This window comes from Acidobacteriota bacterium (assembly GCA_028875725.1).
Taxonomy (GTDB): domain Bacteria; phylum Acidobacteriota; class Thermoanaerobaculia; order Multivoradales; family Multivoraceae; genus Multivorans.
Genome location: JAPPCR010000023.1, coordinates 271,154 through 293,645, shown reverse-complemented (window position 1 = coordinate 293,645; position 22,492 = coordinate 271,154). Strand labels below are relative to the sequence as shown.

14 protein-coding genes and 1 pseudogene are annotated in these 22,492 nt (G+C 69.1%); 7 read left to right on the top strand and 8 right to left on the bottom strand.

The annotated features are described in order from the left end of the window. Positions 1 to 8: 8 nt before the first annotated feature. A complete protein-coding gene (ileS, locus tag OXI49_16855) occupies positions 9 to 3,368 on the bottom strand; it encodes an isoleucine--tRNA ligase (GenBank protein MDE2692174.1) in 3,360 nt (1,119 codons plus the stop codon). A gap of 27 nt (positions 3,369 to 3,395) precedes the next feature. Next, positions 3,396 to 4,409: an alpha/beta fold hydrolase gene (locus OXI49_16850; GenBank protein ID MDE2692173.1), complete on the bottom strand. Its 1,014-nt coding sequence runs from the start codon at positions 4,407 to 4,409 to the stop codon at positions 3,396 to 3,398. 40 nt (positions 4,410 to 4,449) lie between these two features. Here OXI49_16850 and OXI49_16845 point away from each other — a divergent pair, with 40 nt between their 5' ends. The 4 genes from OXI49_16845 to mutM are packed head-to-tail and all read left to right on the top strand — an operon-like array spanning position 4,450 to position 8,744. Continuing rightward, a complete protein-coding gene (locus OXI49_16845) occupies positions 4,450 to 4,923 on the top strand; it encodes a 23S rRNA (pseudouridine(1915)-N(3))-methyltransferase RlmH (GenBank protein ID MDE2692172.1) in 474 nt (157 codons plus the stop codon). Between the two features lie 5 nt (positions 4,924 to 4,928). After that, positions 4,929 to 6,434 carry a TraR/DksA family transcriptional regulator gene (locus OXI49_16840; GenBank protein MDE2692171.1) on the top strand — a complete coding sequence of 502 codons (1,506 nt, stop codon included), beginning with the start codon at positions 4,929 to 4,931 and terminating at the stop codon, positions 6,432 to 6,434. Then, positions 6,431 to 7,918, top strand: a complete 1,488-nt coding sequence (locus OXI49_16835; protein ID MDE2692170.1) for a hypothetical protein — start codon at positions 6,431 to 6,433, stop codon at positions 7,916 to 7,918. Before OXI49_16840 ends, OXI49_16835 begins: the two co-directional genes overlap by 4 nt. Position 7,919: 1 nt before the next feature. After that, a complete protein-coding gene (gene mutM / locus OXI49_16830) occupies positions 7,920 to 8,744 on the top strand; it encodes a bifunctional DNA-formamidopyrimidine glycosylase/DNA-(apurinic or apyrimidinic site) lyase (protein MDE2692169.1) in 825 nt (274 codons plus the stop codon). A gap of 6 nt (positions 8,745 to 8,750) precedes the next feature. Here mutM and OXI49_16825 read toward each other — a convergent pair whose 3' ends face one another. Both OXI49_16825 and OXI49_16820 read right to left on the bottom strand, forming a co-directional pair. Beyond that, positions 8,751 to 10,529, bottom strand: coding sequence for an SLC13 family permease (locus OXI49_16825; GenBank protein MDE2692168.1), 1,779 nt, complete (start codon positions 10,527 to 10,529; stop codon positions 8,751 to 8,753). 15 nt (positions 10,530 to 10,544) lie between these two features. Beyond that, a complete protein-coding gene (locus OXI49_16820; protein ID MDE2692167.1) occupies positions 10,545 to 11,378 on the bottom strand; it encodes a carbon-nitrogen hydrolase family protein in 834 nt (277 codons plus the stop codon). A 70-nt stretch (positions 11,379 to 11,448) separates the two neighbouring features. Between OXI49_16820 and OXI49_16815 the strand changes: the two genes are divergently transcribed. Further along, positions 11,449 to 14,892 carry an SIS domain-containing protein gene (locus OXI49_16815; GenBank protein MDE2692166.1) on the top strand — a complete coding sequence of 1,148 codons (3,444 nt, stop codon included), beginning with the start codon at positions 11,449 to 11,451 and terminating at the stop codon, positions 14,890 to 14,892. After that, entirely contained in the window at positions 14,889 to 15,860 is a 972-nt protein-coding gene (locus OXI49_16810) for an NAD-dependent epimerase/dehydratase family protein (protein ID MDE2692165.1), read from the top strand. The genes OXI49_16815 and OXI49_16810 overlap by 4 nt, the downstream gene beginning before the upstream one ends. Here the strand turns inward: OXI49_16810 and OXI49_16805 are convergent. After that, on the bottom strand, positions 15,848 to 17,215 hold the full coding sequence (locus OXI49_16805) for an alpha/beta hydrolase domain-containing protein (protein ID MDE2692164.1): 1,368 nt from the start codon (positions 17,213 to 17,215) through the stop codon (positions 15,848 to 15,850). The genes OXI49_16810 and OXI49_16805 overlap by 13 nt on opposite strands. A 97-nt stretch (positions 17,216 to 17,312) precedes the next feature. Here OXI49_16805 and OXI49_16800 point away from each other — a divergent pair. Continuing rightward, positions 17,313 to 18,962 (top strand): annotated as a pseudogene (locus OXI49_16800) (thiamine pyrophosphate-requiring protein). Positions 18,963 to 19,230: 268 nt separating this feature from the next. Here the strand turns inward: OXI49_16800 and OXI49_16795 are convergent. The 3 genes from OXI49_16795 to OXI49_16785 all read right to left on the bottom strand — a co-directional run bounded on the left by OXI49_16795 (position 19,231) and on the right by OXI49_16785 (position 22,462). Further along, positions 19,231 to 19,713 (bottom strand): hypothetical protein, encoded by a 483-nt coding sequence (locus tag OXI49_16795; GenBank protein MDE2692163.1) that lies wholly within the window; start codon positions 19,711 to 19,713, stop codon positions 19,231 to 19,233. Between the two features lie 66 nt (positions 19,714 to 19,779). Next, a complete protein-coding gene (locus OXI49_16790) occupies positions 19,780 to 20,943 on the bottom strand; it encodes a Fic family protein (GenBank protein ID MDE2692162.1) in 1,164 nt (387 codons plus the stop codon). Positions 20,944 to 21,046: 103 nt separating this feature from the next. Further along, positions 21,047 to 22,462 (bottom strand): aminotransferase class III-fold pyridoxal phosphate-dependent enzyme, encoded by a 1,416-nt coding sequence (locus OXI49_16785; protein MDE2692161.1) that lies wholly within the window; start codon positions 22,460 to 22,462, stop codon positions 21,047 to 21,049. Positions 22,463 to 22,492 lie beyond the last annotated feature (30 nt).

Genomic DNA, 22,492 nt, shown 5'->3' with positions numbered 1-22,492 from the left:
GCTCCTGCTCACTGGGGCCGCACTTCGATCGCCAGGGCGAAGGCACGCCCTTCGATCGGCGCTTCTTCCAGGCCGTCGGGGCTGTCGCCGTTCACCGCCTGCAGGGTGACGGCGAGCGTCTCGCCGCAGATCCACTCGCGGTGCACGTCGATCGCCGCTTCGACGTCCTCGGCGGCCCGGTAGTGAACGGCGATGCGGTCCGCGTAGTCGAGGTCCGCGGCGCGCCGCCGGCTCTGGACCCGGTGCACGACTTCCCGCGCCAGGCCCTCGGCGATCAGTTCTTCGTCCAGCTCGACGTCGATGGCGACCAGCAGCTCGCTGTCGCCGTGGACGGCCACGCCGGGCCGCTCCTCAAGCCGCACCTCGACTTCGTCGGGTTCCAGGTGAACCGTCTCGCCGTCGACCGCGATCGCGATGCGCCCGGACTGATCGAGTTCCCGCTTCAGCTCCAGGCCGCCGCGGGCGGCGAGGGCCGATCGCACCGCCGGCATGGCGCGGCCGAACCGGGGCCCGCACTTCGGGTAGTGCGGCACGACATCGAAGGACACGTACTCCGAACTGTCCGCCGCCCAGCGAACCTCGTGCACGTTCAGCTCGTCCTGGAGCAGGTCGACGTAAGGCGCGACGAGTCCTTCGAGTTCCGGGTCGGCGCTGACCAGGGTGACGGTGCGAAGCGGCTGGCGGACCTTGATGCCGTTCGCGTTTCGTGCGGAGCGGCCGTTGCGGGCAACCTGGAGCACGGTGGCCATCGCCGCCTCGAGGCGCTCGTCGCTGCGGTCCGCGGGCGGTTCGGGCCAGGACTCGAGGTGGCAACTGACGCTACCCTCGCCCTGGCTCGAGACGAGGCGCCGGTGGAGCTCCTCGGCGACGAAGGGCACGAACGGCGCGATCAGCAGGCGGATCGTCGTCAGCACCTCGTAGAGGGTTTCGTAGGCGCTTTCCTTGTCCGCGCCCGCTCCGCCGGCGCCGGTCCCTTCGTCCTCACTGGCCGCCCAGAAGCGGTCGCGGCTGCGCCGGATGTACCAGTTCGTCAACTCGTCCAGGAAGGTCTCGATGCCGCGCGCGGCGGGCGCCGTGCGGTAGGCCTGGAGGTGATTGGTGGTGGTGCGGACCAGCCGGTAGAGCCGGAGCAGGATCCAGCGGTCCAGCGACCCTCGCTCGTCGAACGGAATCTCCGCGCGCCCGGGTCGCCAGCCGTCGAGGTTCGCGTAGATCACGAAGAACGACAGGGCGTTCCACAGCGGCAGCAGGAAAGTCTGGGCCGCCTCGCGCACCAGGCGCGCCGAGAACCGCGACGGCTGCTCGGGGTTGTTGACGCAGAAGTACCAGCGGAGCGCGTCGGCGCCGGTCTCGGCCAGCACCTCCATCGGCTCGACCACGTTGCCGAGGCGCTTGGACATCTTGCGGCCGTTCTCGTCGTTCACGTGACCGAGAACGATGCAGTTGCGGTAGGCGGGGCTGTCGAACAGCAGGCAGCCCAGGACGTGCAGGGTGTAGAACCAGCCCCGGGTCTGGTCGACCGCCTCGGAGATGAAGTCCGCCGGGAAGCGCGAGCGGAAGATCTCCTCGTTCTCGAACGGGTAGTGGTACTGAGCGAAGGGCATGGCGCCCGAGTCGAACCAGGCGTCGATCACGTACTCGACCCGCTTCCTTGTGCCGGTGCAGCCCGACGTCGTGCACGGCCACTGGAAGTCGTTGTCGATGAAGGGCCGGTGCGGGTCGAAGCAGACGCGGTCGTAGGGGTCCTCCGGCAGGGGCCGGCCCACCTTGCGGAAGAGCTCCTCGAACGAGCCGACGACGTCCACAGCATTGCAGTTCGCGCACTTCCAGACCGGCAACGGCGTGCCCCAGTAGCGGCTGCGCGACAGGGCCCAGTCGACGACGTTCTCGAGCCAGTCGCCGAACCGGCCCTGGCCGACATGCTCCGGATGCCAGTTGACCTGACGGTTCTTCTCGATCAACCGGTCGCGGGCGGCGGTGGTGCGGACGAACCAGCTCGTCGTCGCGTAGTACAGGAGCGGCTGGTCGCAGCGCCAGCAGAAGGGGTAGCTGTGACCGCGGCGCTCGCCGTGGAGGAGCCGGCCCCGTTGCCGCAACGCACGGACAATCGCCCGGTCGGCGTCCTTGAACCACTCGCCGTTGATCTCGTCGATCAGGTCCTGAGTCGCCGGGTCCTGGGCGCTTCCGGCCGAGTCGAGCGCGACCCTTCCCTCCACGTCGATGGCCTGGAACTCGGGCAGGCCGTACTCGCGACCGCTGCGGAGGTCGTCCTCGCCGAACAGCGGCGCACTGTGCACGGCGCCCGTACCCTCGGCGAGGGTCACGTAGTCGGCGAGCAGGATGCGGAAGCCGGCGCTGTCCGACACCTCGGCGGGCCGGTAGGAGCGGTGCGGTTCGACCGCGAAGGGCCGGTCGTAGAGCAGGCCTTCCAGGGACCGGCCGGAGAAACGCGCGACGGTGCCGGCTTCCCGGAGATCGACTCGCGTCGGCTTGCCGTCGCCGGGCAGAAGCACGGGGACCGGTTGCTCGAGGCCGTCGGCGATGAGCAGCAGCCGTTCCGGATCCGTCGGGTCTTCCACGGCGCGGTAGGTCAGGTCGGGATGCACCGCGATGCCGGCGTGGGAAAGCAGGGTCCACGGCGTCGTCGTCCAGGCGACGATGTCGACCGGCCGGTCGGTGCTGAACTCGCCCGCGATGGACTGGCCGGGTCGCAGCGGGAAGCGCACCCAGATCGAAGGATCCTCGGTGTCGCGGTAGTTCTGCGCCACTTCATGGCTCGACAGGGTGGTGCCGCAGCGGGCGCAGTAGGGCTGGATCTTCCGGCCTTCGTAGAGCAGATCCTTCTTCCAGAGTTCGGCCAGCGCCCACCACTCCGACTCGATGTAGGCGTTCCTGTAGGTCAGGTAGGCGCCGTCCATGTCGAGCCAGTAGCCGACTCGCTCGGTCATCCGCCGCCACTGCCGCTCGTAGGCGCTGACGCTCTCGAGGCAGGCGCTGTTGAACTTCTCGATCCCGTAGTCCTCGATCTGCTGCTTGCCGGAGAAGCCGAGCTGCTTCTCGACCTCGATCTCGACGGGTAGGCCATGCGTGTCCCAGCCGCCCTTGCGCGGAACGCGCCGCCCGGTCATGGTGCGAAAGCGCGGATAGAGGTCCTTCACCACCCGGGTGACGACGTGGCCGACGTGGGGCACGTTGTTCGCGGTCGGCGGCCCCTCGTAGAAGGAGAACTCCTTTTGCCCGCTCTCGTCGCGAGATTCAAGAGAGGTTTCGAACACGCGCTCGCGACGCCAGAACTCCAGCGTCTCGCGCTCGAGCTCGGGGAAGGGATAGCCGCCGGGAACGGGCGGAAAAGCGGGATCCCTGGACACGGCGAAGGCCTTGGGCGCGGCGCCCGCTCAGGCGGCGAAGCGCTGGCGCTCGATGAACGCCGTCAGCGCCGCCGCGAACTTGGCCGGTCGTTCGACGTGGGGCAGGTTGCGGCAGCCGTCGAAAACGTCCAGGTGGGCGTTCGGCATTTCCTGTAGCCAGAGGTCGGCGTTCTCGAGCGGTGGGTTGGTCGCCTGGCGGCCCCACGCCAGCCATGCCGGCTGGTTGACCTTCTCGCCGAAGCCGGCCTGCAGGCGGTGACCGAGCCGGCCGCAGAGCGAGTCGATCAGGGCGTGGCTGGCGCCGGGGAGGTGGCTCGCACGGTAGAGCTGCTCGACCATGGACTCTCCCAGGCCCTCGGCGCCGAACAGGGTCTCGCGTCGGAGGTGGGTCTCGAGCGCCCGCTCGCCGGTCACCAGGTTGAGCGCCGACCTGCCGAGTACCGGCGCCCGGAGCAGCGCGTGAATCACCGGGTCGCTGCGTTCGTCGGTGACCTCGGCGCCGATGCCCTGAGGCCCGACGAGGGCCAGGGCGGCGACCAGGTCCGGGACGTTCAGGGCGGCCTCGACAGCGTAGGCGGCGGCGCGGTGAGGGGCGACGAGCACGGCGCGTTCGCCGACGACTTCCTGAAGGAACCGGCCGAGCAGGTCGATGTAGAGCTCGGCGGTGTAACGCCGGTTCGTCCGTTCCGAGTCGCCCCAGCCGAGCCAGTCGGGCACGAAGCAGTCGTGGCTTCGGGCCAGGCGTTCGGCGGTCTCGCGCCATAGCAGGCCGGTGTGCCCGGGGCCGAACGTGTGGAGCAGGACCATTGGCGGCTTGCCGCCGCGGCTTGGTGACTCAAGGTGGACGAAGGCCACGCGGCGGCCGTCGACCTCGATGTGGCGGGTGGAACCCCATCGGGGCCGAGGCAGGCGACCCGCCTTGCGCGCCACGATCGCGTTGAACAGGGCCGGGGCCCCTAGCGCGATGCCGCCGATCACGAGGCCGTTCGTCAGACGCTTCCTGATCAAGCGCCGGGATTCCTGGTTGGCGGAGCGCGCCATGAGGCGGAGAATAACAGTGAGGGCTGTGCATAATCGGTCCGTGCCGTTCGAGATAGTGGTTGCCTGGGTGGGTCGCCGGCGGGAGCCCTGGGAGACGCTCTGCGGCGACTATCGGCAGAGGATCGAGAGGTTCGTGCCGGTGCGGGAACTGGTCGTTCGCCCCGCCCGCGGGGACGACCGGACTCGACTGCGGCTCGAAGGGAAGGCAATCCGCTCCGCTCTGCCGGCGGACGCCTGGACGGTCTGTCTCGATCGGACCGGACGGCGACTCAGTTCGACGAGCCTCGCGACCGAGGTGGGGCGACTGCGCTCGGAATGGCGGCGCCCCGTCGTGTGGATCGTGGGGTCGGACCTGGGACTCGACCGCAACCTCCTGAGTTCGTGCCGTCTCCGGCTCTCTCTGGGGCCGCTCACGCTCGCTCACGAACTCGCCCGACTGACTCTTTATGAGCAGATTTACAGAGCGTTCACCATCCTCGAGGGAATCAACTATCATCGGCGCCCGTTTTACTGAGCCGCGTGCGGAGGATTCAGGTGGCAAACGCGGACGAGGCTTCTCGAACCGACGGATCGAACGACATCAGGGAGGCGGCCGCTGCCGCGGCGCGAGAGCTCGCGGCGGCCCGGTCGGCGGCCAGGAAGGCGAAGGCTGCTGCGTCCCGCAAGGCCGCCTCGGCGGAGCGGGCTGCGAAAGCTGCGTCGGAGAAGAAGGCGGCGGCGCAGCGGGCGGCTCGGGAAGAGAAAGCCGGCGCCGCTGCCGCGGCCAGAGCCGGAAAGACCGCCGCGACCAGGAAGGATGCGGCCGCTGCCGCGGAGAAAGAGGCGTCGGCGCGGCGTGCGGCGGCAAAGAAGGCCGAGCGGACGGCGGTTGCTGAACGGGCAGCGGCGACCAGGGCGGCCGAAGTCGCCGCTGCGCGCGTTGCCGCGGCGAAGCAGGCGGCAGCCGACAGGAAGAGCACCGCCGCGCTCGCCGTGAAGACGGCGAAAGAGGCAGAAGCGGCGAAGGCCGCCAACGAGTTGGCGGTCAAGAAGGCGGCGGAGTCGAAGGAGAAGGCCGGCAAGGCCGCGAGCGAGGCCGCGCTTCGCGAGCGGGAAGCCGCCAAGGCTGATCGCGAGGCCGGGGCGACCGCCGAAGCCGCGGCCAGGGGCCGTGAGGAAGCGGCCGCCAGGAAGAAGGCCGCCGGGCAGTCCGGCCGGCTGGCGGCCACGACCGGCAGTGCCGCGGCCAGGGCCGCCAAACTTCTGGCCGATCGCAAGTCCGCGGCGCAGGCGGCTGTCAGGGATGCTTCCGCCAAGGGCGTCGCCGCCAGGAAGCTGGCCCGAACCTCCGTCTCCAGGGCGGCGGCCTCAGAGAAGGCCGCGAAGGCAGCGCAAGCGGCGAAGGCCGCTTTCAGGGACGCCGCTCGGGCCGCCGCGGCGGCGGAGAAACTGGTGGCGAAGGCAGAGGCCGCCGAGAAGGCGGCCGCGGAGAAGGCAGCCGAGCACGAGGCGGCGCCGCCCGAGGAAGTCCAGGTCGAATCCGCGACAAAGCCGGCGAAGAGACAGCCCGCCCGGAAGAAGGCCGCGCGCAGGAAGCCGCAGCCGAGAAAGCCGCCGACGCTGCTGCTGCGGCCGCAGCGCGCCAATGGCGATGGCGCCTCGGGCGCTCGGAGAAGGAACGCGGCTGTCGACTTCGATTGGGTGCGCGAACGGCTCGAAGAGAAGCGGCGGGAGCTCTTCGGCCGCTACAACCGCGATCTCACCGCCGGCCTCAAGGCGTCGACCGGCGAGGGCGCGGAGGACCTCGTCGACCGGGCGAATCATGCCTACAGCCGGGAGTTGAACTTCTCGCTCTCGGACAGCGACGGCATTCTGCTCAACCGGATCGTCGAAGCGACGGCCCGGCTGGACGACGGCACGTTCGGCATCTGCGTCCACTGCAGCAACGAGTTGGGCCGCGCCAGGCTGGAGGCGGTGCCGTGGGCGCCCTACTGCGTCGACTGTCAGGAACTCGAAGAGAAGGGCCGGCTCCCCGCAGACGAGTGAAGGCACCCGAAATCGACGCCGCCGTCGAGCGAATCGAAGGCGGCGAACGCCAGCCGCTCTACCTGGTGATCGGTGAGCAGGTGCTGGCCACGCGAGAAGCGAGTCGAGTCGCGGAGGCCTTGGCTACCGCGGCTGGTTGTGAGGTGGCGGTCCACACGGGCGCGGCCGGTGAGGAACTGGGAACGGTTCTCGCTGACCTGTTCACCTTTTCCCTGTTCGAGCCGGCCAAGGTCGCGTTGGTCGTGGCCAGTGCGGAGTTTGCCGACAAGGATGCCGCGGCCGAGCTGATCGACGAGGCGGCTGAGGTCCTGGGCGATGACTACGGCCTGGTTGGCGTAGCAGGCGAAGGGCTCTCGGTGCCCGAGAGAAGGGCGGCGGGTCCTCTTCTTCAGACGTTGCGGCTGTTCGGTATCGACCCGACTGCGGGCGCCGCCGAGGAGGCGATCGCCGCGCTGCCCGACTCGGCTCTCGCGGGCGGCAAGGGACAGCGAAAGGGCGGCCGCCGAGGTCGGCCGAAGAAGGAACGGGACCAGCTTTTCCGGGGACTCTCGGCACTACTGGAGGCTGCGCGAGCGGAAGATCTCACCGGTTGGTCGACAAGCAACCTGGCGGAACTCGACCGGACCGCGGAAGGCGGCCTGCCGGAAGGCCACGCCCTGGTGTTCGCCGAACGCAGCGTGGATCGCAAGCACCCTCTCGTACTCCGTCTGTTTGAACGAAACGCGGCTTTTGAGGTCGAGCAACTTGCTTTCGATCGCGGTGGCAGGATGACTGGCCTCGACCCGGTGGTGGCCGAGTTGGAGCGGGAGACGGGCGTGCGAATCGAACCGGTCGCGGCCCGGGAGTTGGCGCGCCGTACGTTGCGCAAGGAGGGCTGGGGCCCCTCGGCGGCGGATGAAGCCTCGGCGGCACGCTTCGCGGCCGAGTATCGAAAGATCGCCGCCGGTGTGCCGGAGGGCACCAGCCGCATCGACCTCGCCACGGTGGAAGAGTCGGTCGTGGACCGGGGCGAGCAGGACGTGTGGGATGTCTTCAACGCGATGGAGAGCGGGAAGCCCGGCGCGGCGTTGGCGGCACTTCGTCGCTACCTCCACAGCGCGGCAGACGAACAGGGTGAGCGGTTCCGGTTCCTGAGTCTGCTGGCCGGCCGCTGTCAGCAGTTGGCCGCTGTCCACGGTCTCGCCATGGCTCACAATCTGCCGGAGGCGGGGAACTACAACGGCTTCAAGGCCCGAGTGTTGCCGAAACTGATGGCGGAGTGGCCGGGCGCGGTGAGAAAGCCCGGCCCGTGGCCCCTTTTCCAGATGTACAAGGCGGCCATGGCCCGCCGCGGTCCGGAGGCCGTCTCCGCGATGGGTGAGCTTCCCTGGAAGGTCCTCGAGGCGGAGATTCGCTTGCGGGGCGGCAGCGGTGAAGGCACCGCCGCGCTTGAGGCTCTGGTCTTGGCGGTTGCCGGGGGAGGCTCGCCGGGCAGCCGGCGCTGACGTGCCCGAGCTGCCCGAAGTCGAGGTCCTGCGGCGGAGCCTGAAACAGCCGCTCGTCGGCGATCGCTTCGAGGCGGTCCGCGTCCACTTCCCGACCCTGCGCGAGCCGCTCTGCGAACGGCGGCTGCGCCGGCTGGAAGGCCGCAGGATCGTCGGTTTGCGCCGGCGCGCGAAGTACCTGTGGATCGACGCCTCCGGCGGCGAGACCCTGGTGGTGCATCTCGGGATGAGTGGCCGGCTGACCCTGGTCGATCGAATGGAACCGCTCGCGGACCACGAGCACCTGGGCTTCGAACTCGCTTCCGGCCGCCGGCTGCGCTTCCGTGACCCGCGTCGTTTCGGCGTCGCCTTCGTTGCCTCGACGGAGGGCCTGGACCGGGACCGGCACTTTCGCCATCTCGGCGTCGAACCTCTGGCGCCCGGGTTCGACGGCGCCCGGATCGCCGGCCTCGCGCGCGGCCGGACGGCCCCGGTCAAGAGCTTCCTGATGGACGCTTCGGTCGTCGTCGGCGTGGGCAACATCTACGCCTCCGAGGCGCTGTACCGGGCGCGCATTCATCCTCGCCGTTCGGTGGCGCGGATCGCCCGGCGACGGTTCGACGTTCTCGCCGCGGCGGTGCGGGCGGTGCTGGGCGAGGCAATCGAGCAGGGCGGGACGACGCTGAACGACTTCGCCGACGGCGAAGGCAACTCGGGCTACTTCCAGGTCTCGCTCGACGTGTACGACCGGGAAGGGCAGGCTTGCCCGGCCGGCTGCGGGATGGGCATCCGCCGCATCGTGATCTCCAACCGCAGCACGTACTACTGCCCGCGCTGCCAGCGGTAGGCGGTCCTAGGTCAGCGGCCAGAACACGGGAATCAGCCACACCGACAGGACGCAGCAGAGGATCTTGATCGGTGTACCAAACTTCACGTAGTCCATGAAGCGGTAGCCGCCGGGGCCGAAGACCATGGCGTTGGTCTTGTAGCCCATCGGGGTCAGGAAGCTGGCGGAGGCGGCGAAGGCGACGGTCATCATGAACGGCTTCGGGTCGAGTCCCATCGACGCCGCGGCGGTGCCGGCGATGGGCACCATGAGCACGGCGGTCGAGTTGTTCGAGATGATCTCCGAGAGCAAGGCCGTCGCTACGTAGATGAGCGCGATGACCACCCAGGGCCCGTAGTCGGCGCCGGCGTTCGCGATCGTCTCTCCGATCATTGCCGCGAGGCCGGTCTTCTCCATCGCGATTCCCAGCGGCAGAGTGCCGACGAGCAGGAAGATGACCGTCCAGTTGATCGCCTCGTATGCCTGCTGCACCGAGATGCCGCCGAAGGCGATCAGCGCCACGGCGCCCAGGATCGAGGCCTTCAGGATCGAGGTGACGCCGGTGGCCGCGACGATGACGACGATCGGGACGATCACCACGGCGAGCCACCAGCGCCGCGGGGTGACGAGGCGTAGCTTGACGTCCTGCTGCAACGGGATGAAGTCCTCCGTCTCGTAGAGGGCCTCGATCCGGGAACGGGGGCCGAAGACAAGCAGCGTGTCCCAGTTGTGGAGGACGATGTGGGCCAGCTTCTCGCGGATCGGGTCGCCCGTGCGGTTGAGCGCCAGCACGAAGCAGCCGAAGCGGCGGCGGAAGTCAAGGTCGCGAATGGTCGAACCGGTGACCCGGGAGACCGGCGAGAGCTGGATCTCCGCCATGATGTTGTTCTTGTCGGAGAGGTCGCGGTCGCCGATCTTCGTCTCCGTGCGAAGGCGCAGGCCGTAGTGGTCGCGGAAGCTGACGATGTCGTCCATCCGGCCTTCGACGATCAGGAGGTCGCCGCCCTGCATCGGCGTGGAGCGGAGCTCGACGGCGATCCGCTCCTCGCCGCGCAGGATCTCGAGCACCGTGAGGCGGAAACGTTCGTTGATGTGCGCGTCGACCACGTTGCTGCCGACGAGCGAGCTCCCCTTCGGCACCTGGACCTCGGTCAGGAACGAGGACAGTCGGTACTTGGTGGTCAGGTCGGAGGCGCCGGCGCGGTCCGGGAGGCGGCGCATCGGCACGAAGACGATGTACGCGAAGCCGCCGACCAGAAGGATCAGTCCGAGCGCCAGGAACTCGAACATGCTGAAAGCTCCGTAGCCGTACTCCGCCGATATGGAGGCGACCAGCAGGTTCGTCGACGTGCCGATCAGGGTGCAGGTGCCGCCCAGGATCGAGAGGTAGGAGAGAGGGAGCAGGATCCGCGACGGCGACACGCCGTAGTGCTTCCCGATCTGTATGGCGACCGGCATCAGGATCGCCAGCGCGGCGGTGTTGTTGATGAAGGCCGAGAGCACTCCGCAGACCAGGATCAGGGTGATCGCGGCGGCCCAGTGCGTGTGGCCGGACATCTGCGCGAGCTTCTGGCCGAAGCGGTCGATCAGACCGGTATGGGTCAGCCCGTAGCTCAGGATGAACATCATCATCACCGTGATGACGGCGTCGTTGCTGAAACCGCGGATTGCCTCCTGGGGCGTCACCAGTCCGAACAGGAGCAGCAGCCCCAGGCTGGAGAGGGCGACCGCGTCGATCCGTAGCCATTCGAAGCTGAACGCCAGGAACGTGAAGACGATGATCGCGATGAGGATCCAGATGTCCATCGCCCGACTCGGAGCTCAGCCGATCGGCAGCCTGCGGTGCGAGGCGACCGGCATCGAGCGCCGCACCTCGGCGACGCGGCTGCGGTCGATCTCCGCGATCGCGATGCCGGGCCCGTCGCCGGCATCGGCCAGGACGTGGCCCCACGGGTCGATGATCACGGAGTGGCCGTAGCTGTGGCGCAGCCCGCGGTCGTCGTGGCGGCCGGTCTGCGCCGCAGCCAGCACGTAGCACTGGGTTTCGATCGCCCGGGCCCGCAGCAGCGGGAACCAGTGATCCTTGCCGGTCATCAGGGTGAAGGCCGAAGGGACGGTCAGGACCTCGGCGCCGTTCCGGGCCAGCTTCAGGTAGAGCTCGGGGAAGCGCATGTCGTAGCAGATCGTGAGGCCGAGCCGCGCAAACGGCGTGTCGACCGTCACGACGTCCTCGCCGGGTACGGCCGTCTTCGACTCCAGGAACCGGACCTCCGGGGAGACGTCGACGTCGAAGAGGTGGATCTTGCGGTAGGTGGCGACGATCTCCCCCTGCGGGTCGAACAGGACGCTCGTGTTGTAGCAGCGCTCGCTCTCGTCCGGCGCCTTCTCGTTGTAGGAGCCGAGCAGGAGGTAGATGCCGCGGTCCCGGGCCAGGCCGGCGAAGCGGGCGCAGGTGGCGCCCGAGGTCGGCTCGGCCAGCTCGACTTTCTCCTTGTGCGGCCCGAGGTAGTTCGTGTTCTCGGGCGTGGACACGAACGTGGCTCCGCGGTCCGCGGCTGTCTCGATCCAGTGCCGGGCGGCTTCCCAGTTCGCCTGCTCGTCCGAGGTGGAGCCCATCTGGACCACCGCGGCGAGGAATGTCGATGTGTCCTGCATTCCGGTCGGATCTCCCGAGGGTGCGAGCTTAGCGTCGCTGGATGGGATCCGGGCTAAGCTTCGGGAACCCATGTGCGGGATCGTCGGCATCCTGATGCGCCCCCACCCCGGACCGGCGATCGACTCGCGCGAGCTGCTGGAGGGCCTCGCGGCCGCCGGCCGAGCCGCCGGGGCCGCGGTTCGCGATAGCGGCCGCGCCGAGGCGCAGGAGCTGGCCTCGTCCCTTTCGGCCGCGGCATCCGGACTGGCCGACTGGGACCGGCGGTTGCGGGCCCGCCCGGCTGTTCGGTCCCTCGTGCGCGACGAATCGCTGCGGGCCGCGATCGCCGATGCCCTGGCGCCCTGCTCCGCGGCGGTGAGCCGGCTGCAAGTCAGCCTCGATGCCGGTGCTGCGCGCTTCGGCGATGCCGGCCTGGAGGCGGTGAATCGGGCCGCGGCGGCGTTGGCCGACGCAGAGTGGGCGATTCGCCGCGACCGGCTACGGACCGCGGTTGAAGTGGACGCACTGGTGCCGGCCGGTGTCAGCGACGCCGGGCTCGACGTTCTGATCGCCGTTCAGCAGGCCTTCTCCTCGCTCGACCGGCTCGAGATCCGCGGCCGGGACTCGGCCGGGCTGTTCCTCCTGCTCTCCGGGCACGGCGTCGACCCGGACGATCCGGCGATCCGTGCCGAACTCGACGGCCGCGCCGGGGATCCGTTGTTCGGTCATCGCGCGGTTCTGTTGAGTGGAGCACGGATCGGCCTGGTCTACAAGTGCGCGGAGGAGATCGGGGAACTGGGCGACAACGTCCGTTTTCTGCGCGACGCGGTCGCCTCCGATCCGTTGCTGGCGGCGGCGGTCGGGAGCCCGGACGTCGAGGCGGCCGTGCTCGGGCACACGCGCTGGGCCAGCGTCGGCCGGATCAACGAGGCGAACGCGCATCCGCTGAACGACGCGGAGCGGCCGCCCCAGGTGATCGCGGCGATCAACGGCGACATCGACAACCACGCCGACCTGACGGTGCTCGAGAGCCTGGAGTTCGACTCGCGCATCACCACGGACGCGAAGGTGATGCCGGTTCTCATGTCGCGCCGGCTGGCCGGCGGCGACACGGCCTTCGACGCCTTCCGCGCGACCGTGGCCGCGTTCGAGGGTTCGCTCGCTCTCGGTGCGCTCACCTGGGACGATCCGTCACGGCTCTACCTGGCGACCCAGGGCAGCGGCCAGGGTCTCTACGTCGGGCTGGCCGATCACGCCTTCGTGGTCGCCAGCGAACCCTACGGCCTGGTCGAGGAGAGCTCGACCTGGCTGCGTCTGGACGGCGAGGCGGAACCGGACCGCGCCGGCGCCGGTTGGGGCCAGATCGCCGTACTCGACGCCGATCGCGCCGGCGAACTCGAGGGCATCGAGCGGTACTCGGCCGGAGGCTCGCCGCTGCCGTTGGTGCCGGAAGAGCTCGATCATGCCGAAATCACGACCCGCGACATCGACCGGGGCGAGTTCCCTCACTTCCTGCTCAAGGAGATCAGCGAGGCGCCGCGTTCCGTGCGCAACACGGTGCGCGGCAAGCTGCGGGAGGACGCGACCGGGCGCCTGCGGGTTTCGGTCGGTGAGCCGACGTTGCCGGAGGTGGTTGCGCGCGGCCTGCGGGAGGGGGCGGTTGCGCGCATCGTCGTCACCGGTCAGGGCACAGCGGCCGTCGCCGGTCAGGGCATCGCCGTGGCGATCGAGGGACGTCTGCGCGAGCGTGGCCTCAGCCGCCCCCGGGTCGACGCGATGCCGGCCACCGAGCTCTCGGGCTTCCACCTGGCGCCTGACATGCGCGACACCCTGGTCGTCGCGGTCAGCCAGTCCGGCACGACGACGGACACGCTGCGCACGGTCAACCTGGCGCAGCGGCGGGGCGCCCGCGCGATCGCGATCGTGAACCGCCGCAACTCGGATCTGGCGGACCGGGCGGACGGTGTGCTCTACACCTCGGACGGGCGGGACGTCGAGATGAGTGTTGCGTCCACCAAGGCCTTCTACTCCCAGATCGCAGCGGGGATGCTGCTCGCCGTGGCAATCGCCGACCAGGTCGCGGGCGGGCCGGACGAACGCCCCGCCGCCGACCGCCTTCTGCGGGAACTGCGGAACCTGCCCGGCGCGATGGAGCGCACTCTGACCCTGCGACCCGCGATCGCCGCTGCCGCCAGGGAGTACGCGCCGCGATTGCGGGACTGGTCGGTTGTCGGTAACGGCCTTGACCGGATCGCCGCGGAGGAGATCCGGATCAAGCTCTCCGAGCTCTGCTACAAGGCGATCGCCTGCGACGCCACGGAAGACAAGAAGCACATCGACCTGTCGTCCGAGCCCCTCATCCTGGTCTGCGCGACCGGAGTCCAGGGCTCGACGGCGGCTGACACGCGCAAGGAGATCGACGTCTACCGCGCGCACCGGGCGACGCCGATCGTCATCGCCTCCGAGGGCGCGGCGTTCCCGTCCGCGGCTGCGGCGATCGAAGTGCCCGAGGTGCCGCCCGAGCTGTCCTTCGTGCTGGCGACAGTCGTCGGTCACCTGTTCGGCTACTACGCGGCCCTCGCCATCGACGACCTCGCCAGGCCGCTGCGGGCGATTCGCACGGCGGTGGACGACGTGGTCGCCGGGGGCAAGGCGCGGCCGGTGGCTCGACTGCGCGAGGTCGCCGGCGCCGACATCGACGCCGTCGGCGAAGGCCTGGCCGGCGACCGGTACGACGGCAACCTGCACGTCGGCAGGGCGGTGCGGCTGGCGGTGGCCCTCGACGGGCTGCGTGGCGCTGCCGACGGCGGCGAAGAGAACGCACTGGGGGCGTTGCGAGGTGCTCTCACTCCGGCGATCGACGACCTCACCCGGCACATCGACACGATCAAGCACCAGGCGAAGACGGTCACCGTGGGCATCTCGCGGCACGACCAGACTCTCGGCCGGATGTCCCTGGCGGCGGCGACCCACCAGGCCGGTTCACCGGAGGAGTCGATCTCGGTCGAGGATCGGCGGACGATGAACGCGCTCGACCCCTTCGTCGACCAGGTTCTCGGCTACGTCCGCTACCGGCTCCGGGCGGGCGGCGACGGCCCGCCGCCTGGCGACGACGCCACGATTCGGGTCCTGCGCGCCGGCGGCCTCTGCCGCGACCTCCAGTCGCGGACGGTCCGGCAACCGCTGCTCCAGGGCACCAAGTACGCGGTGGCGGTCGAAGGCCGGCTGATGGCGGCCCGAGGGCGGACCGACGGACGGGTCTTCATCGTCGTGCCGGAGTTCACGGACGGCGGAGTCTCGGCCCTCGTCCTGATCCACGTGCGCTTCCGGGAACGGGCGGAAGCTCCCGCGATGCGGCGCCTGCTGTCGGACTACCGCGAGCGATACGACGGTCTCCGGGACCACGTGCTCAGGAAAGCGCCCGACTTCGACGACCGGCTGCTCGCCGAACTCCCCGTCGAGGACCTGTTGATCGACCCCGTGGCCCAGCTCGCTGAGCGCTGGCGGAGTGCCCCGACCGGAGGCGTCTCGTGAAGGTCCTGCTGACCGGCAGCGCCGGATTCATCGGCTTCAACGTGGCCAGGGCCCTGCTTGAGCGTGGCGACGAGGTGATCGGCTACGACAACTTCAATCCGTACTACGACCCCCAGCTCAAGGAGCGGCGCAACGCGATCCTCGAGGAGCAACCCAACTTCCGCCTGGTGCGTGCCGACGTCGGCGACCGGGAGGCCCTGCAGGACGCCTTCGACGACCTCGTCCGCGGCGTCTCCGGCACGGAGACCAGGGTCTGCCACCTCGCGGCCCAGGCCGGTGTGCGGCACTCGATCGACCATCCGAACCAGTTCGTGCGCGACAACGTGCAGGCCTTCACGTACGTCCTCGAACTGTGCCGCGACCACGAGGTCGGCGGCCTGATCTACGCCTCGAGCAGCTCGGTCTACGGCGACAGCACGCGCGATCGGCTGAGTGAAACGGACAGCACGTCTTCCCAGCGCTCGCTCTACGGCGCGACGAAGAAGATGAACGAGCTGATGGCGTCCGTGTACCACCACCTCTACGGCGTGCGCGTGACCGGTCTGCGCTTCTTCACCGTTTACGGCCCCTGGGGCCGGCCCGACATGGCCCTGTTTCTCTTCACCGGCGCCCTGCTCCGCGGGGAGCCGATCAACGTCTTCGGGCACGGCCGGATGCACCGGGACTTCACCTACATCGACGACATCGTCGCCGGCGTCGTCTCGGCGATCGACCGCAACCACGAGGACCTCGTCTGCAACCTCGCCGCCGGCCGCACCGAGGAACTGATGGAGTTCATCCGGCAGATCGAACGCAGTTGCGGTCGCGAGGCCGACAAGGAGTTCCTGCCGATGCAGCCGGGCGACGTCGTGCGGACGTCAGCCGACCTGACGCGCGCCAGGGAGTACCTCGGCTACGAGCCGACGACCGCGATCGCCGTCGGCATCCCCCGTTTCGTCGATTGGTACCGCGGCTACTACGGCCTCTGATCCAGCCGCGCCGCCCAGGCCGCGGTCCGCTGCCGCATCGCTGGCGCGTCCTCGGGCAGGATCATGCCCTGCTCGATCGAACGGTCCAGTGCCGCGTTCCAGGCATCGAGATAGTGCTTGCTGTCCGGGTACAGGGCCGCTAGCTGTTCGCTGTCGAAATCGGTCGCCGTGCCGTACAGGAAGCCGAACCGCGTCCCCTCCCTCTGCGTGCCGAATCCGCTGTGCGAGGCGGTCGGCGCCTCGAGCTCCGGCAGCCGAATGCCGCCCTTGCCGTTGCCGTGTTCGTCCCGGACGACCTCGGGATTCGGATCGCCGGCCTTCATCTCCACGCGCGGCATGGTCGGTGGTTCGACACCGTCCCTGATCCAGCGGTGCAGATGCCTGATCGCGGCCTGGTACACCGGCGTGTAGGACAGCCAGTTGGAGCCTTCGACCGTGCGTTCCTTCGGTCGCGCCGCGGATACGTGCGACGTCCCCGGCACCTCCCAGAGACGGAAGCGGGCCGAGTCCGCCTCGCGGATGGGGTGGTAGCTGGTCAACTCGGTTTCCGAGTTCACGACGATCACCGGGACGTCCAGGTCGGATCGGATCGACGCGAGACTGCGTCCCCGCCGTCCGCCGCCACGCTCGGACGCGAACGGCACCACGCCGCCGAAGTCGATGAACGGCAGGTAGCCATCGAACATCTCGGTCAGCGGGTGGACGCCGTTGATGTACGTGCGCAACCGCGCGGCCGACTGGGAAGCGCCGGCGGCGATCAGGCGCTCGACCTCGAGGCCGCCCATCGGGTCCAGGCCTTGCCGGTCGCGCTCCGGACCGATGGCTCTCGCGACCTGGGTGAAGATGTCGTAGGAGTAGGCGTCCCCGGGATGCTCGAGCGAGCCGTAGCGTTTCGGGTCCCACGCCTTGAGTCCGCCGGGATTCTGGGGGAAGCCGTGGACACCGACCTTTTGCGCGGATACGCCCACCCAGGCATAGCCGCGCAGGGCCTCGTCACTGGCGGAACCCAGTTCGAAGCCGGCGGTGACGTTCAGCCAGAAGACGATGACCGTGCCGTTGAATGCCGACGCGTCTTGCGGCCGGACCACCAGCAGGCGTGTCTTGAAATCGGCCTTGTCGGTGGACGCCCGGGTCCTCCACTGGCCGTCCGCTCCCTGAGCGCCAGAGGCGAGCTCGTACGCGGTCGCCTCGCCCTCGAGGAAGTACTCCTCGGTCAGATAGCCGCGATCCGCCACGTTCACGGCGGCGAACGGCGTGCCGCGTTCCCCGCCCGCGATGGGCCCGGAAAGGGTTGGCGCGTTCGGGGTGACGGCGAAGGCCGCGCCGAGCGCCAGCAGGACCGCTGCAATCGTCATCTGGCTGATCCTCTTCGCGGTGTCTTCCATCTCTTGTGTCCTCCAGCTTCTGGAACGTTCCTGGTTCCGGGTATCGTAGCCGCCCGTTGACAACAGGAGTTCCAGCGTGAAGGTAGCCCAGGGCGTCGCCGAGTACCTCAAGCGGGAGGGCGTGGAGTTCATCCTCGCCTACCCGGTCAACCCGATTATCGAGGCCGCGGCGGTGGCCGACATCCGCACCGTGATCGTCCGCCAGGAGCGGATCGGCCTGCACATGGCCGACGCCGTCAGCCGGCTGAGCTCCGGCCGGCAGCTCGGCGTCTTCACGATGCAGAGCGGGCCGGGCACCGAGAACGCCTTCGGCGGCGTGGCCCAGGCCTACGGCGAGTCGGCGCCCATCCTCGTCATGCCGATGGGTTACAGCCGCCGGGCGATGCACGTGGCGCCGAACTTCAACGCGGTGGCCAACTTCCAGCACGTGACGAAGTGGTGCGAGCCGCTCAGCATGGGCAGGGCGCTGCCCGAAGTGATGCGCCGCGCCTTCACCCAGCTCCGCTCGGGCCGACCGGGACCGGTGATGGTCGAGGTGCCGGCGGACGTGTTCGGCGAGGACGTGCCGGACGACCTCGGTCCCCGGCCGAGCGGCACCGTGCGCGTGGGTCCCGATCCGGACCTGGTGAGCCGCGCGGCGGAAATGCTGGCGGCGGCGGAGCGGCCGGTGATCTACGCGGGACAGGGCGTCCACTACGCCGAGGCCTGGTACGAGCTGCAGCGCCTGGCCGAACTCCTGAACGCGCCGGTGACGACCAGCCTCGGCGGCAAGAGCGCCTTCAACGAGGACCATCCGCTTGCGCTCGGCTCGGGCGGCCGCGCGGTGCCCAAGACGGTCCACGAATTCCTGGGCGCGGCCGACGTGATCTTCGGCATCGGCTGCAGCTTCACGACCACCGCGTTCGGCCTCTACTTCGGCAAGTACCCGCAGGCGAAGTACGTCCACGCCACGCTCGATCCGGTCGACCTGAACAAGAACGTCGCCTCGGACTGCGTGGTGGCGGGCGACGCGAAGCTGACGCTGGCGGCCCTGATCGCCGAGCTGGAGGGCCGCTCGCTGCCGCACGCGGCCTCGCGGGCCGACTCCGTGCCGGCCGAGATCGAGCGGATCCGCTCCGGCTGGCTCGACGAGTGGATGCCGAAGCTGACTTCCGACTCGGCGCCGTTGTCGCCCTACCGGGTGCTCTGGGACCTGATGCACACGGTCGACCGCGACAACGTGATCATCACCCACGACGCCGGCTCGCCGCGGGACCAGATCTCACCGTTCTGGCGCAGCACGACGCCGCTCTCCTACATCGGCTGGGGAAAGACGACCCAGCTCGGCTACGGCCTCGGCCTGGCGATGGGCGCCAAGCTGGCCCAGCCCGACAAGCTCTGCATCAACGTCTGGGGCGACGCCGCGATCGGCTTCACCGGCATGGACTTCGAGACCGCGGTGCGCGAACGCCTGCCGATCCTCTCGATCCTGTTCAACAACTTCTCGATGGCGATCGAACTGCCGATCATGCAGGTGGCAACCGAGAAGTACCGCAGCACGGACATCTCCGGCCACTACGCCGACATGGCGAAGGCCTTCGGCGGCTACGGCGAACGGGTCACCGACGCGGCGGAGATCGTGCCCGCGATCCGCCGCGGCATCGCGGCGACCGAGTCCGGGACGCCGGCGCTGCTCGAGTTCATCACCGAGAAGGAGATCGGCATCTCCAGCTATTGATCTTCTTTGCGGTGCTGGGGAAGATAACGGGAGGAGCCGCGATGAAGAGCGAGGTGCGCAGAGGCCTCTCCGTGCTTTCGAGCGCTCGCGATGCGGTCGAGTGCGATGAGGCCGTGTTGTCAGGGGCACCTTGTTTCAAGGGGACCCGCATTCCGGTTCACGACATCGCCGACATGCTGGCCAACGGCGACAGTGCCCGAGCCATTCACGAAGAGTTTCCGCGGCTCACGAAGAGGAAGATCGAGCTAGCGGCCATCTATGCGCGGGCCTATCCCCGGCGCGGACGACCCCGCCGGGCGCCTGTCTGGCGCGCCCGCGAGCCGACCATGACGGGAGAGGCCGCCATGGACGATCTGTCCGCTTCGCGTTGAAGTTCCTGATCGACGAGTGTCTGAGCCCCAGTTTCGCGATCTCGCTCGAAGATGTCGACGATGCGGGTCGGTCTGCTGGCGATGGTCTTCAGGTCCCGTCCGTCGATCAGGACGATCGCCAGGTTGGAGTCGGCCATGACCCTGTTGGCGTAGCGACGCGCTTGAGCGTCCACGGTCCCCGTCGTCACGATGACGATCACGTTGCCCTTGAGCAGGTGGGTCAGGCCGACTTCCTTGGCCACGTCGTCAATCGTCATCCTGAGCAGGGCGACCACTCTCGGATCGGCCCCCACCGCCTGCCGCCCCAACTGGGGTTCGACGATCTCGGCCATCAGCTTCCCGGTCGGACCGACGAGGAGAGCCTGCGCGGCAGGTTCCATGGCTTGAGAATAGCCCCTGGCGGACCCGCGCCCGCTCCGTTGTGGACGCGATCGGCTAGTGCACCGTCAACCGGAACCCTGCGCGCCAGCCGTCCAGTTCGTGGCCGACTCAGACCAGCCGGAAGTCGGTCCAGGGCACGAGATCTCGTAACGAAGTGCGCGTCCCCGGCCGGAAGAAGCGACCGCGCCCATGTCGCGTAGGGCGGCCAGATCACGGGTGGCGGTCGCCGGCGAGCACTTGGCTATCGATACGTAGTTCCTGGCGGACAGCCCGCCCGCGAATCCGGTCCGCCCCTGGGCGAAGACCCTGGCGATGACCTTGCGCTGACGCTCATTCAACCGGTCGCCGTAGCGGTCGTGGAACCGGGTCTTGTCCAGAACGAACGCCACTTCGGCCAGGGCGATCTCCTGTGCGTGGACGATGGCGGCAGTGAAGTAGTCAAGGAAGCTGCCGAGGTCGAGGTTGCCCCGGCCGACCGCTTCGAGCGCATCGTAGTAGCCGTCCCGGCTTGCACCAATGGCGGTCGCCAGACACGCGAGCGTAGGTCGGCCAAGGGACTGTGAAAGCGCGTGATCCGAGATCGCGCGGCCCACCCGCCCGTTGCCGTCGTCGAACGGATGGATCTTCTCGAACCAGACGTGCGCAACGGCGGCGCGGACCGGTCCGGCGAGCTCTCCACTGTCGCCGTTGTACCAGTCCAGGAAACGCTCCATCTCGGCGGGCACCTGAACGGCAGGCGGCGCTTCGTAGTGAACGGTACGCGGTCGGCCCACATGTCGACCGCTGACGATCTGCATCGGATCGGGGTTGTTGCGGTAGGCCCCGCGCATGATGGTGCTCGTCAATCGGTCGACGACGATCAGCGACTGCCAACGGCCCAGCGTGTCGTGCGACAGCGGGCGATGCCAGTTCCGGCGAACATCGAGGATCAGTTCGGTGGCGCCGGCTGCCCGGTCATCCTCGTGCTGGGCGCCGACGATCTCGCCGAAATGCCTGAGCAAGGACGAACGCACCGAGTCGCGGTCGAGGCGTTCGCCCTCGATCGCGCTCGTGGCGATTACTTCGGAGAGCATCAGTGCGATGTGCGCGTCGGTCTGGTAGGCGTTCGACAGCGCTTCGACGCGCCCGGAAAGGCGTTCGGCCGCACGATGAAACGCTTCGACGCGTTCCGGGAACGCGGCCGGGTCGAAGACGAAGTTCGGCCAATCGGGGTGTTGCCAGATCCACATTTGAGGCGATTCTACTCGCAAATCACCTCAAGAGTTGCGTATTTTTGATTTGATTTTCCGTTGGAATCCCATCACCCCAGGCGCTTGAGGGGCCTGCGGCTGGCTAGTCGCAGCACACCGGCGGTCCCAGCAGCGAGGGCGCCGGCGCCTTGCGGGCGATGGCGCTGTCGATCGCCTTGGGTAGCACGGTGACGATCTTCTCGATCTCCTCCTCGCCGAGGATGAAGGGCGGACCGAGGCAGACCACGTCGCGGGCCGGGTCGTTGCCGCCGGGGTAGAAGAAGACGTCCATCGACAGCCCGGCCGCCACGACGGCGTTGACCAGCGAGAGTTCGGCCGGGAACGGCTCGAGCGTCTCGCGGTCCTGGACGATCTCGATGCCGTAGAGCAGGCCGCGGCCGCGGACCTCGGCGATGTGGGGATGGTCGGCGAAGGTCTCCCGCAGGCGCTCGCCGAGCACTGCGCCGACGGTGGCGGCGCGTTCGACGAGTTCCTCGTCCTCGAGAATGCGCAGCACCTCGGTGGCGGCCGCGCAGGCGGGCGAGTGAGCGCCGTAGGTGAAGAACATCACGGAGTCTCCCGCCTCGGCGATGGGCGCCGTGACCTCCTCGCGGGCGCAGATCGCGACCAGGGGCGCGTAGCCGCCGGTCAACCCCTTGCCGCCGACCAGGATGTCGGGCACCACGTCCCAGTGGTCGACGCCGAACTTGCGCCCGGTCCGGCCGTAGCCGGTCATCACCTCGTCGGCGATCAGCAGGATGCCGTGCCGCCTGCAGATCCGGGCGACCCGCTCCAGGTAGTCGCCGGGAGGCACGAGCGCGCCGGCATTCGAGCCGACGATCGGCTCGACGACGAAGGCCGCGATCTCTTCCGGGCCGATCTCCTCGAACACCCGCTCCACCTCGTCGGCGCAGGCGATGTCGCAACTGGGAAACGTCTTCCCCAGCGGGCACCGCATGCAGTAGTGGGCGGGCGGGCGCGGCTGGTCGGTCTGCTCGTCGACCAGCCAGGGCTCGAAGCCGGCCCGGCGTCCCTGGTGTCCGCCCACCGCCAGCGTCGCCATCGTGGCGCCGTGGTAGGAGAGCTCACGCCCGAACACCCGCCAGCGCTCGGGACGCCCGGCCGACAGGTGGTGCTGGCGGGCGAATCGGATCGCCAGATCCATTGCCTCGGAACCGCCGCTCGCGAACAGGACGCGGTTGATGTCGCCGGGCAGCCAGCGGGTCCGCATGCGGTGGACCAGCTCCGCTCGCGCAGGGGTCGCGAAGGGAGGCACGATGTAGTCGGTCTGCGCCGCGGCCTGCGCGTAGGCCTCCCCCACCTCCCGCCGCCCGTGCCCGATGTTCGAGACGATCGCGCCTCCTGCGGCGTCGAGGATCCGCCGGCCGGTCGGCGTGATCATGTAGCAGCCCTCGGCGGCCGCCACCTCAAGGGGTGCTCTGCCCTGACCGAGGAACGGGTAGTCGTTGGCGTGCGCCAGGCCCGTGCGCGCGGTCGATCGGGAGTCGGCGGTGTCCATGGCTTGAGAATAGCCCCTTGGCTGGCTTGT

Bases quoted from the DNA above. Each gene is read 5' to 3' on its own strand.
- OXI49_16795 (MDE2692163.1), bottom strand. From the start codon at position 19,713: ATGGAACCTGCCGCGCAGGCTCTCCTCGTCGGTCCGACCGGGAAGCTG.
- OXI49_16850 (MDE2692173.1), bottom strand. From the start codon at position 4,409: ATGGCGCGCTCCGCCAACCAGGAATCCCGGCGCTTGATCAGGAAGCGT.
- OXI49_16805 (MDE2692164.1), bottom strand. From the start codon at position 17,215: ATGACGATTGCAGCGGTCCTGCTGGCGCTCGGCGCGGCCTTCGCCGTC.
- OXI49_16790 (MDE2692162.1), bottom strand. From the start codon at position 20,943: ATGTGGATCTGGCAACACCCCGATTGGCCGAACTTCGTCTTCGACCCG.
- OXI49_16785 (MDE2692161.1), bottom strand. From the start codon at position 22,462: ATGGACACCGCCGACTCCCGATCGACCGCGCGCACGGGCCTGGCGCAC.
- OXI49_16815 (MDE2692166.1), top strand. From the start codon at position 11,449: ATGTGCGGGATCGTCGGCATCCTGATGCGCCCCCACCCCGGACCGGCG.
- OXI49_16820 (MDE2692167.1), bottom strand. From the start codon at position 11,378: ATGCAGGACACATCGACATTCCTCGCCGCGGTGGTCCAGATGGGCTCC.
- OXI49_16825 (MDE2692168.1), bottom strand. From the start codon at position 10,529: ATGGACATCTGGATCCTCATCGCGATCATCGTCTTCACGTTCCTGGCG.